The sequence below is a fragment of the Flammeovirga kamogawensis genome, assembly GCF_018736065.1.
GTDB lineage: Bacteria > Bacteroidota > Bacteroidia > Cytophagales > Flammeovirgaceae > Flammeovirga > Flammeovirga kamogawensis.
Genome location: NZ_CP076128.1, coordinates 2852064 through 2865000, shown reverse-complemented (window position 1 = coordinate 2865000; position 12937 = coordinate 2852064). Strand labels below are relative to the sequence as shown.

General features: G+C 34.6%; 8 protein-coding genes and 2 rRNA genes (1 of these 10 running past the window's edge). 2 read left to right on the top strand and 8 right to left on the bottom strand.

Features of this window, described 5'->3' with window-relative positions:
- Positions 1-1032 (top strand): 23S ribosomal RNA (locus KM029_RS11455); it begins 1845 nt to the left of the window's first position.
- Between the two features lie 123 nt (positions 1033-1155).
- Positions 1156-1267: ribosomal RNA gene (rrf, locus tag KM029_RS11450) — 5S ribosomal RNA — on the top strand.
- Positions 1268-1410: 143 nt separating this feature from the next.
- Here rrf and KM029_RS11445 read toward each other — a convergent pair.
- From KM029_RS11445 to KM029_RS11410, 8 genes are all read right to left on the bottom strand, one after another.
- The gene (locus KM029_RS11445; protein WP_144073411.1) at positions 1411-1734 is read right to left on the bottom strand and encodes a DMT family transporter; all 324 of its coding nucleotides are present in this window, start codon (positions 1732-1734) and stop codon (positions 1411-1413) included.
- A gap of 47 nt (positions 1735-1781) precedes the next feature.
- Positions 1782-2828 (bottom strand): 23S rRNA (adenine(2503)-C(2))-methyltransferase RlmN, encoded by a 1047-nt coding sequence (rlmN, locus tag KM029_RS11440; RefSeq protein ID WP_144073410.1) that lies wholly within the window; start codon positions 2826-2828, stop codon positions 1782-1784.
- 145 nt (positions 2829-2973) lie between these two features.
- A complete protein-coding gene (locus KM029_RS11435) occupies positions 2974-4551 on the bottom strand; it encodes a tetratricopeptide repeat protein (RefSeq protein WP_144073409.1) in 1578 nt (525 codons plus the stop codon).
- Between the two features lie 107 nt (positions 4552-4658).
- Complete coding sequence (locus KM029_RS11430) at positions 4659-5777, bottom strand: hypothetical protein (protein ID WP_144073408.1); 1119 nt, start codon at positions 5775-5777, stop codon at positions 4659-4661.
- Positions 5778-5962: 185 nt separating this feature from the next.
- Positions 5963-8527: a DNA gyrase subunit A gene (gene gyrA / locus KM029_RS11425; protein WP_144073407.1), complete on the bottom strand. Its 2565-nt coding sequence runs from the start codon at positions 8525-8527 to the stop codon at positions 5963-5965.
- A gap of 114 nt (positions 8528-8641) precedes the next feature.
- Positions 8642-9799 (bottom strand): hypothetical protein, encoded by a 1158-nt coding sequence (locus KM029_RS11420; protein ID WP_144073406.1) that lies wholly within the window; start codon positions 9797-9799, stop codon positions 8642-8644.
- Positions 9800-9842: 43 nt separating this feature from the next.
- Complete coding sequence (locus KM029_RS11415; protein WP_144073405.1) at positions 9843-10187, bottom strand: hypothetical protein; 345 nt, start codon at positions 10185-10187, stop codon at positions 9843-9845.
- 219 nt (positions 10188-10406) lie between these two features.
- Positions 10407-12860: an ATP-dependent Clp protease ATP-binding subunit gene (locus KM029_RS11410; RefSeq protein WP_144073404.1), complete on the bottom strand. Its 2454-nt coding sequence runs from the start codon at positions 12858-12860 to the stop codon at positions 10407-10409.
- Positions 12861-12937 lie beyond the last annotated feature (77 nt).

Genomic DNA, 12937 nt, shown 5'->3' with positions numbered 1-12937 from the left:
AGGTTAAGAGGGGGAGTTAGTTTTAGGACGAAGCTCTGAATTGAAGCCCCAGTAAACGGCGGCCGTAACTATAACGGTCCTAAGGTAGCGAAATTCCTTGTCGGGTAAGTTCCGACCTGCACGAATGGTGCAACGATCTGGACGCTGTCTCGGCCATGAGCTCGGTGAAATTGAAGTAGCGGTGAAGATGCCGCTTACCCGCAACGGGACGAAAAGACCCCATGAACCTTTACTGCAACTTAACGTTGGCCGTTGGCCAGGAATGTGTAGGATAGGCGGGAGACTATGAAGGAGTGTCGCCAGGCATTTTGGAGTCATTGTTGAAATACCGCCCTTTCCTGTTTGACGGTCTAACGAGTGTATGCTCGGACATTGTTTGGTGGGTAGTTTGACTGGGGTGGTCGCCTCCAAAAGAGTAACGGAGGCTTTCCAAGGTTCCCTCACGACGGTCGGCAATCGTCGGAAGAGCGCAATGGCATAAGGGAGCCTGACTGCGAGAGAGACATTTCGAACAGGCACGAAAGTGGGACATAGTGATCCGGTGGTACCGCATGGAAGGGCCATCGCTCAAAGGATAAAAGGTACTCTGGGGATAACAGGCTGATCTCCCCCAAGAGCTCATATCGACGGGGAGGTTTGGCACCTCGATGTCGGCTCGTCACGTCCTGGGGCTGGAGAAGGTCCCAAGGGTTGGGCTGTTCGCCCATTAAAGTGGCACGCGAGCTGGGTTCAGAACGTCGTGAGACAGTTCGGTCTCTATCTGTTGCGGGCGTAGGAAATTTGAGAGGCTCTGACTTTAGTACGAGAGGACCGAGTTGGACACACCTCTGGCGTACCGGTTGTTCCGCCAGGAGCATCGCCGGGTACCTATGTGTGGAGCGGATAAGCGCTGAAAGCATCTAAGCGCGAAACCCACCTCGAGATGAGATTTCCATATAAGGGTTGTTATAGATGATGACGTTGATAGGCTTCAAGTGTACGTGTAGAGATACATTCAGCTGAGAAGTACTAATCGCCCAATAGCTTTTCTTTTACGGTTAGCACTCTAGTAATAGAGTGCTAGCAAAGTTTTTCCTTTTCACTGTCAAATAACTGATTTATATTAGTTATTTTGCATTAGTGATTAGATTCGATAATCAAAGACATTAAGATATTGATGGTGTCAATGACGTGGGTGTTCACCTCTTTCCATTCCGAACAGAGCAGTTAAGCCCCACAGTGCTGATGGTACTGGGTTAACCCCCGGGAGAGTAGGTCGACGCCACATTCATTATATATAGAAGGTTAGTTAACACATGATGTTGACTAACCTTTTTTTGTGGCTATACTTTTTATGGAATAGTAGTAGTCAGAAGAATTTTATAACAAACTAAAAAGCCATAGGATAATTAATATCTTATGGCTTTTTAGTTAAGAAGGATTAGAGAAAATATTAATAATAATAACTCCAATAATAATAAAACCAATTCCAATTAATACTGGAAATGGTAAGTCTTGTTGATGAAATAAGTAACCTATTATTGAAATAGCAACTATTCCTATTCCTGACCATATTGCATATGCTATTCCCATAGGAATACTTTTTAAAGCTAATGATAAAAGGAAAAAAGAAATTATGTAACCTACAACAGTAATAATAGAAGGGGTTAATTTGGTAAAACCATCAGTATTTTTTAACGCTGTAGTAGCAATGATTTCTGATGTAATAGCTAATAGTAAATAAACCCAATACATTATTATATTAAAATAGCCAAACATACACATGTTTGGCTCAAAATTAATTATTTGTTTTTATTAGCAAGCTGACCACATGCAGCATCAATATCTTTTCCTCTACTTCTTCTTACATGTACGTTAACACCTTTTTTCGATAGGTAATCAGCGAATTTCTGAATTTTATCAACTTTGGCGTTAAGAAAATCTGCTTCAGAAATAGGGTTATATTCTATGATATTTACTTTAGAAGGTAAATGTCTAGTGAATTGGTATAACTCCTCAGCATCTTTTAGTGAGTCATTAAAGTTATTAAATACGATGTATTCGTAAGTAACAGGATTTTTTGTTTTACTAAAATAGTATTTAAGTGCTTCTCGCAATACTTCCAAAGTATTTTGCTCATTGATAGGCATAATTTGATTACGCTTTTCATCATTAGCAGCATGTAGAGATAAGGCAAGGTTAAATTTCACTTCATCATCACCTAATTTTCTAATCATCTTAGCAATCCCAGCAGTAGAAACAGTTATACGTTTAGCTGACATTCCTAAACCATTTGGAGAAGTTATTTTCTCAACAGATTCCATCATATTCTTATAATTGAGTAGAGGTTCCCCCATACCCATATATACAATATTTGTAAGCCCTGTATCAAAAGCTTCCATCGCTTGTTCATTAATAGCTACGACTTGATCATAAATTTCAGCTGCATCTAAATTACGCTTTCTATCCATGTATCCAGTTGCACAAAATGAGCATGTTAAAGAACATCCTACTTGAGAAGATATACAAGCAGTCATTCTAGGTTCAGCTGGAATTAGAACACCTTCAACAAGGTGTTTATCATGTAATTGGAAAGCAGATTTTATAGTACCATCATTACTCTTCTGTGCTTTAAAAGTAGTTACAGGGAGTATTTCAAAATTTTCTTGCAATAATTCTCTTGTCTTTTTTGAAAGGTTAGTCATTTCATCAAAAGACTTTGCAGAGCTTTTCCACAGCCAATCTTGAATTTGCTTTGCTCTAAACCCTTTCTCTCCATTATCAGTAAGGAAGTCCTTAATTTGATCTGGAGTCATTTTTCTTATATCTTTTTTCTTTGATTTTATCATTGAAGTATGGTATCTATATCATCTTTCTTTAAAGATTCAGACAAATATAACTTTTTGATTTAGAGATAAAAAAGCCCGAACCTCATCGCGAAGTTCGGGCTTTTCATTGGAATATTAAAAAACTGTTAAGCTTTAGAAAGGAATATTATTCCATTGCTTCTAATTTTTTGTTTACAGCTTCTAATTTATCGTTCTCTTTCGTCATATAATAAATACGAGAAAGAAGAACTAAATATTTACTTTCGTCTGGAGCAAGTTCAGAAACTTTTTCAGCATAAGGAGCAGACATTTTAGCATACTCAAGCATTTTAGCTTCTAAAGCTTTTGCCTTAGCAGGATCTGCATAGTTCATACCTTTCATTGGTAGATCTTGCATTTCTTTGTTATAAGCAGCTGCACGGTTATAATATAATGCGCCTAAGTTAAATAAACCATTCTTGCTTTCTGGATTAATTTCAATTACTTTTTTGTATTGAGCAGCAGCGTTATTGAACAATTCATCTGCTTTAGCGTCATCACCATTACTACGAGATTTCTCTGAAGCTTGATCATAAAGAACAGCTAAATTAAAGTTCATTCCTTCGTCTGATGGATCTTTATCAATTGCTGATTGAACTGAAGCAATTGCCTCATCTAATTTATCTAACTTCACATAGTAAGAAACCATTTGTGAAGTTAATGTAGGATTACCAGGATTGTTTTCTGCACCTTTAATTGCAATTTGTAAACATTCCTCATAGACTGCGTCAGTTTTTGCATCTAATTCTGCAACTTCTTTAGTAGCAGCATCTAATGTTGCTTGAGCAGCAGTAAGTTCAGCATTAGCTTCATCTACTTCTGCTTTAGCTTGAGCAGCTTTTTGACGAGCAGAACCATATTTACGTCCACCACCTTTAGTGTAATAGTCATAACGCTCTTGAGATTGCTCTTTTGTTTTAGTAGATTTCTCTATAGTACCTTCAGCATCTCTAATTTCATATTTTAAATCATCTAAACGTTCTTCAGCAGGAGCAGCATCTTCTGCAGCATAACGTAATAATGAATAATATTGTTGAGGATCATGGTAGTTCATTTCGAACAACTTGTTGATAAACATCATAGTTGTTTCACGAACAGCAGCAGCATCTTCATCTGCAGCTTCTTCTTCAGCTAATGCAGAAGCATAGAAACCATATTTACCAGTTGTCGTATCATTTTTTACTAATAAAGCTAATTTGAAATTATCCATAGCTTTAGTATATTCTTGATCATTGAATGCTTCAGCACCAATGTTAAAGAAATGACCCCAAAGATCGTCAACTTTAGAAGGTTTAATAGCACCAGTCGCTAAGTCAGCTCCTTGATTATCCCAAACCGCTTTATAACTAGCAGTTTCTTTTCCTCCGTTTTCTTTTCTTTGTTTGATTTCATTGTAAGCAGCCATTGCTTTTTCGATATCCGTAGGGATTTCTTCTGCTGGAGTTTCAGCAGTTCTTGCAATAGTACTGTAAACGTCTCCTTGAGTTTCTAAAGTTTTCTCTTTAACTACAACTGGCTTACCCTTAGATTCCAATTTGTATTTTTCATAACCAACTGCGTTTTCAATTTCAGATTGAGCCTCAGTAAGTTCTCCTTTTGATAGGTAAGCTGCAGCTTTTGTCGCAGAACCTTTTTCTTGAGCAAATGCTGTTGATGATACAGCCGCAGATAAGGCTAAAACTGTAATGATTTTCGTAAATTTCATAGAAATATTATATGTTATATAGCTTAGAATACAATTATTTATTTCTTAACATGCAAACATAATATTTAAAGCTTAAACTTTTGATGATGTTTGACATAAATTTTCACTTACATACTCTCTAACGTGTCATCGATACGTTTTAGTTCTTTCGATTTATTTAATAAAACTAAAGTAGAGCGTAAAGTATTAATTACTTCTAGATTTTCAGCATCTAAAGTCTCGGCCTTTCTTAAATTCAATTCACATTGTTCTAAATAGAATTTTACCGTTTTTTTGATATCACTTTTATGAACATCTTTATATTTTTCTTTCTTTTTTAATTGTGTCCAATTAACAAGTAGTTTTTGTTGTTGAATTGCCTTTCTAAATTGTATTTGTCCCAAATTAAAATAAGCATCAAAACTATATTCATTTGCAATAATTGCTCTTGTATAACAATAAATAGCTTTACTGTCATTACCAAGCTGTTCGTAAACCATTCCGGTTGCAATTAATGTTTTGTTGTCAAATGGATTTTTATCTAAATATGGTTCTAATATACGTAAGGCTCTTTCATACCATTTTTCTCGAACACAAATACCTACTCCACGATATATTAAAGAAAATTGAGATGGGTATTTATTAAGGCCATTTTCTACTTCTTTTAAAGCTAAATCAGGTTGTTGAAGTTGTTCGTAATAAAAGGCTCTACTTTCATATACTTCAGTACTATCGTATTTTAACTCAAGTAATCTATCTGAATAAGTTAATGCTTTAATATAGTTACCATCAAATTCATTACTTATCATTCCATATCTACAGCTAACTATATCATCATTATTAATAGAAAAGGCTTGTGTAAAGAAAAAAGAAGATGATGTAAAGTTTTCATCAAGGAATTCATTTACTCCCCGTGTCAATAAATTTTCATAAAATCTATCTAATTCTGCAGATGTATATTGATGGAAAATTTCTTCTTTATCCGTTGTTTTTAAAATTTGCTCATACCAATAAAAAGTTGAAGAAACATACTGTTCACAAAGTTCATGATTGTTATTATCTGAACACGATTCATTAAGTGATAAAATCGAGTATGTTTTACCAAGTAAGGCAATGACTTCCATTTCTCCTTCTCTTGTCAGATTTTTGTTAAGGAGAACTTCAAGATATTTTAATGCTTCTTTAGGTTTATTTTCGTTTATGGCTAAACGAGCATATTTTAGATTCGTTTCTTGGAGTTTTCTCAATTGAGCAAAACTTGAAAATGTAATGCTAAAGAAAAATAAAAGAATGATATAAATGAATGGATAACAGCGCATATAGGATTTATATATTATGCGAAGATACTTATTTTATCTGATAGTCTATTTTCAAAAGTATAAAAAAAGGTACCTACATTGCTGCAAGTACCTTTTAGTAAATTATCTAAAACCTATTCTTCGGTTGTTGTATCCTCAGAATCTGGTGTTTCATTACCTGGGTTTTCTGATGTTCCTTCAGAGTTTTCACCTTCAGTGTTTAAATCTACATCTTCGATTTCCTCGTCCTCAATTTTAGGAACGATCTCTACAGAAGAAATTTCATCTTTATCATTTAGGCGAATTGCTTTCACTCCTTGAGTAGCTCTACCCATTGTACGGAAGTTACTTACTGCAGTTCTGATAGTAATACCATCTTTAGTGATAACAATTAAGTCATCTGTTTCTTCAACAGAGAATAAAGCAGATAGTTTACCTGTTTTATCAGTTACTTGCATTGCTTTAACACCTTTACCACCACGGTTAGTTCTTAAAGGATATTCTTCTAATAGAGTACGCTTACCGAATCCATTTTCAGAAATGACCATTAATGATTTGCTTTCAAGTTCGTCTTGTGCAATACAAGCCATACCGACAACAGCATCTTCATCACCTTTTAAAACAATACCTTTTACACCTGTAGCACCTCTACCCATAGAACGAACTTTTTCTTCGTTAAAACGAGTAGCCATACCCATGCGAGTAGCAATAACAACGTCATTTTGACCGTCAGTCAACATAACATTGAATAATTTATCTCCTTCGTTGATGTTGATAGCGTTGATACCGTCTCTTCTAGGTCTTGAATAAGCTTCAAGAACAGTTTTCTTAACAATACCTTTTTCCGTTAACATCATTAGGTAGTGATTGTTGATATAATCTTGATCACTTAGGTTTTTAGTACAAATTACTGCTTGTACTTTTTCACCTTCTCTAATATTTAATAAATTCTGAAGAGGACGTCCTTTAGCTGTTTTACTACCTTCTGGAAGGCGGAAAACTTTTTGCCAATATACTCTTCCTAAGTTAGTAAATAATAATAGGTAATTATGATTACTTGCAACAAATAAATGTTCAGTAAAATCATCACTTTTGGTAGAAGCACCTCTAGAACCTACACCACCACGACCTTGTGATTTGTATTCTTTTAGAGGAGTTCTTTTGATGTACCCTTCATGAGAAATAGTAATTACCATTTCTTCATCAGCAATCAAATCTTCGATGTCAAGATCATCAGCGTTATAAACGATTTTTGATCTTCTTTCATCACCATATTTATCTTTTAGCTCAACAAGGTCAGTACGGATAATATCCATTTGACGTTCTCTTCTTGCTAAAATATCTCTTAAGTCATCTACAAGAGCTGAAACTTCTGCATGTTCTTGATTGATTTTATCTCTTTCAAGACCAGTCAAACGTTGCAATCTCATCTCAAGAATTGCTTTTGCTTGAATATCACTAAATTCAAATCTAGAGATTAATTCAGCTTTTGCAGTTTCTGCATCTTTAGAACCTCTTATCAAGGCAATAACTTCATCTAAATTATCTAGAGCTTTTAAGTAGCCTTCTAAAATATGAAGACGACGTTCAGCTTCAGCTAATTCAAATTGAGTTCTTCTGATAATAACATCATGACGGTGATCAACATAGTGTTTGATCATATCATGAAGGTTAAGTGTTCTTGGTCTACCTTTTACAAGTGCAATATTGTTCACACTGAATGAACTTTGTAAAGCAGTTTGTTTGAAAAGGTGATTCAAGACAACATCAGAAATTGCATCTTTCTTTAATTCATAGACAATACGAATACCTCTCTTATCAGATTCGTCACGAATTGCAGAAATACCTTCAATCTTCTTATCATTAACCAACTCGGCAGTTTTCTCGATCATATTTGCCTTATTGACCATGTAAGGGATTTCAGAAACTACAATTTGCTCACGTCCGTTGGGAAGAGGTTCAAATTCTGTGACAGCACGCATTACTACACGTCCTCGTCCTGTTTCTAATGCCTTTTTTACACCATCATAACCATAAATAATAGCACCAGTTGGGAAATCTGGACCTTTAACTATCTCTGTTAATTCATCCATAGTAATATCTGGATTATCAACATAAGAGATAATTGCATCACAAACCTCCGTCATATTATGAGGTGCCATATTTGTTGCCATACCAACAGCAATACCTGACGCTCCATTTAATAGAAGGTTAGGAATTCTTGCAGGCATAACTGAAGGCTCTTTTAAAGAGTCATCGAAGTTAGGTTCGAAGTCTACTGTATCTTTCTTAATATCAGCAAGCATCTCACCAGCAATTTCTTTCATACGGGCTTCCGTATAACGCATTGCTGCAGGAGAGTCACCATCAATAGAACCGAAGTTTCCTTGTCCATCAACCAATGTGTAGCGTAAAGACCATGGTTGAGCCATACGTACCATTGTTTCATAAACTGAAGAATCACCGTGTGGGTGATACTTACCTAAAACTTCACCAACGATTCTTGCTGATTTTTTATAAGAACGGTTATAACTAAGTCCAAGCTCAGCCATTCCGTATAATACACGCCTGTGAACAGGCTTTAGACCGTCTCTTACATCAGGAAGAGCACGAGAAACAATAACCGACATTGAGTAATCAATGTAGGCACTTTTCATTTCGTCCTCTATGTTGATAGAGATGATATTTTCGTCCGCCATGTATATTTATAGAATATGTTTTCACTACAAGAGAAAAGTAGAAATTTCCACTTTTCACAGAAATGCAAGATACAAAAAACTACTGTTTTTTATAGTAAAAAATGCATCTAATTTTCATCGTTTAAAGCGAATTGCACCACATTTTCCTAAGTCTGATCGAATACTTAGTGAACGCTTCTTTTTTCCAGCCTTAATTTGTACTGCCATGGTGTTTGGAGGATCTTTTCCGAGGTTGTGAGCATATAAAATTAGTTTGTTTTCTTTACCTGTTTCGTATCTAATTTTTAGCTTCTTTTTTCTAGCAGTTAGCTCGTATTCTTCTATAATTGGTTCACCATTCCAAAATATAGAAACAACATCACCGTCTACTGTTTTATCATCCCAAATATTTAGTGTTATATCATAAGAAGTTATATAAATAGAAGACTGTGTTTCTGTTGGTCTTTCTTCATATACATATGCTTTTTTCTCAGGAAGTGAAGGGGTTACTTTGGGTTCAACTTTAATTTCCTCTTTAACAATAATTTCTTCTTCAACTACTTCAGTAACTTTTTCTTCTGGAATATCACCCTTTGGTATATGTATTAGGTTCAAATCATCTAAGTAAATGTAACATTGTGGATCTATGTCATAGTTAATATACTTAAAATCAAGATGTTTGTCGTCTCTGAAATTGCCTATTGTAAGAAATCTAGAGTTTTCAGTAGCAGTAAATGTAAATGAAATAGGTGTCCATTTGGTAGTATATAATATATCCTCAATTTGATATTGAGGTGTAACGTTTAGTGGCTCGTAAATATATTGTCTTACTTTATTTTCTGAAAAATAAACACCAAAACCGTTAGAAGCGATACCACCATAAGCGACGTTATTACCATTAGTTATATAGACTGTGAATTGGTAATTTTCTCCTTTCTTGAGTGGTGTGGTTAATTCTACAGAGGCATATTCTCTGTAGTTTACCACTCTTTGCATATATGTGATTAAACCTAGTACAGATTTTCCTGTTCTAGGTTTAAAATTATCTTTAATACCTTTAAGAGGTTGTTTTTCATTAATAAACATATGATCAGGTGTACCATATAAAGATTTTGGTTGCACTTGATTCGTATTGTACCAATCAGATATATTATCTAAATAAGCGTGTCCTCTAGTTTCTTCTATATAATTTTCAAAACTACTATTAGGTATTAAGTTTTGAGAATGGCCACTAAAGGTAAAGGCTAATAAAAAAATGTACAGAAAAATAAATCTGTAATATGATATTGTCATGTCTTTGCTTGTATGTTATACATTACAAAGATAAGAGATTTATTTATGCTCTAACTATGTCGTATTGCCCTTGTTGGATAATAGATAGTTTTCTAGAAATATCAGCTCCTTTAATATGTACTGTTAATACATAATTACCGGAAGAAATAAACGATAAATCAATTTTAGTATTCACAGGAGCGTCAATTATTGACTTTCCTGTCATTAAATCAGTAATAGATATACCTTTAATTACTTCTTGTAATTCTTGATATGTTTTTAAGTTATGTTGTGGTATTGGAGATTCAATACAAACTGTAGTTTTGTTCTCTTCACTTAGTTCGATATTTGTTCCAAATAAAGCACTAGTGATAAGAAGGGAGCAAAGGCGGTCAGTCGTTATTTTCATGGCAGTAAATTATCAATAGTTTTAAGGTTATATTTAATATATATTAATACGGGCAACTAATCTATTGGGATACATAAAGTTATATAAAAGGTTCATACTATGCCTTTTATTCATGAAATAGTGATGTTTTTTGTATTTATAGTCTCAATATTAAAATTTATGCACATAAAAAAAGGAGAACATTGCTGCTCTCCTTTCTATTTTAAATTGAGAAGGTTTTTATTCTTCTTCAGATTTTTTTTTCACATTATTCTTCTTGATTGAAACAGATAACTCTTCACCTTCTCCAGAGTAGTCGGCAAGTATAGTATCTCCTTCTTCGATTTCTCCACCAAGAATCTCTTCTGCCATTGGGTCTTCCAAGTATTTCTGAATAGCTCTATTTAAAGGTCTAGCTCCATATTGAGGATCATAACCTTTATCCGATAAGAAATCTTTAGCCTTTTCAGTTACTTCAATTTGATACCCCATTGCAATTACTCTTTCGAATAATTTAGAAAGAGATATATCAATAATTTTATGGATATGGTCTCTTTCAAGAGAGTTGAAAATAATTACATCATCAAGACGATTTAAGAATTCTGGAGCAAATGCTTTTTTCAAGGCTTTTTGAATTGTTCCTTGCATTGCGGCATCTTGATTTTCAGCAGCAGTTTGTGTACTGAATCCAATACCAGTTCCAAAATCTTTTAAGTCTCTAACTCCAATATTTGAAGTCATGATGATTACAGTATTTCTAAAATCAACACGTCTACCTAGTCCATCAGTCAAAATACCATCATCAAGAACTTGAAGAAGGATATTGAAAACATCAGGGTGTGCTTTTTCAATTTCATCTAATAAAACAACACTGTAAGGTTTACGTCTGATTTTTTCAGTTAATTGTCCACCTTCTTCGTAGCCAACGTAGCCCGGAGGTGCTCCAACCAAACGAGATACAGAGAATTTCTCCATATACTCAGACATATCAATACGTACTAATGCATCTTCTTTATCAAATAAATGAGAAGCAAGCACTTTAGTTAATTCTGTTTTACCTACACCTGTTGGTCCAAGGAAAATAAATGAACCAATTGGTTTCTTAGGATCTTTTAAACCAACACGAGTACGACGAATAGCTTTTGAAAGTTTTTCAATTGCAGCATCTTGACCAATTACTTTGCCTTGTAAATCTTCGTTCATTTTCAGAAGTTTTTTACCTTCTGATTGAGCTACTCTGTTTACAGGTATACCTGTCATCATGGCAACTACTGCTGCAACATCATCTTCAGTTACAGGGTAGATTGTTTCATTGGTCTCTTTTTCCCAAATCTCTTTGGCTTTGTCAAGATCCTCCAAAAGTTTCTTTTCTGTATCACGAAGCTTAGCTGCTTCTTCGTATTTTTGTCTTTTTACAACTTTATTCTTTTCTTCCTTAATATCTTCGATTTGAGCTTCGAGTTTTACGATATTTTCTGGAACATGAATATTATTTATGTGCACACGTGCACCAACTTCATCAAGAACATCAATTGCTTTGTCAGGAAGAAAACGATCACTGATATAACGATCAGAGAATTTCACACATGCAGCTAATGCTTCTTCAGAATAGTCTACATGATGGTGTTGTTCATACTTCCCTTTGATATTGTTTAAGATTTCTATTGTTTCTTCAGGTGTAGTAGGATCTACCATAACCATTTGGAAACGACGTGCTAAAGCTGGTTTAAACATATTAGAAGCATCTAATGATCCTGAAGCTCCACCCGCACCAACAATGGTGTGAATTTCATCTATAAATAGAATTACTTCAGGAGCTTTTTCAAGCTCATTCATTACTGCTTTCATTCTTTCCTCAAATTGCCCACGGTATTTTGTACCTGCAACTAAAGATGCTAGATCTAAAGTAACAACACGTTTACCAAAAAGTACTCTAGATACTTTTTTCTGAACAATTCGTAGTGCTAATCCTTCTGCAATTGCAGTTTTACCAACTCCAGGTTCACCGATAAGAATTGGGTTGTTCTTTTTTCTTCTAGATAGAACTTGAGCAACTCTTTCGATCTCTTTGTCTCTTCCAACAATTGGGTCTAATTTACCTTCTTCAGCATAGCTAGTAAGGTCACGTCCAAAATTGTCTAGGACAGGAGTTTTAGATTTTTCAGTGCTTTTTGATGATTCAGGGCGAGAGCTCCATGAGCCGCTCCCTTTTGCTTGTGGGTCGTCATCATCAGTACTTGACGACGCTGTTGGGTTTTCTCCTTGGAATTCAATCATTTCTTTGACTACATCATAGTTTACATCGTAACGCTGTAAAATTTGAGTCGCTAAATTATCTTCGTCTCTAAGTATAGACAGTAATAAATGTTCTGTACCTATTAGACTAGATTTAAATATTTTAGCCTCTAAATATGTTATTTTAAGCGTTTTTTCTGATTGTCTCGTTAGTGGGATGTTTGCAAGATTCTTTACATTAAAATTTGCTGTGCTTTTTGTAGACTGTTCAATTGCATCCTTAAGATCATTTAAGTTTACACTCAGCTTTTTTAATAAAGTAATTGCATATCCCTCACCTTCACGTATCATACCGAGCAGTAAATGTTCTGTTCCGATATAATCATGGCCAAGGCGTAAAGCTTCTTCCCTGCTTAAGGAAATTACTTCTTTGACTCTGTTAGAAAATTTTGCCTCCATGGTTAGGGAATTAATTTGATTTGATAATTTCTAATACTTCTTGAAATAAGATACAGAATAAATATTCTTTAAAGAAA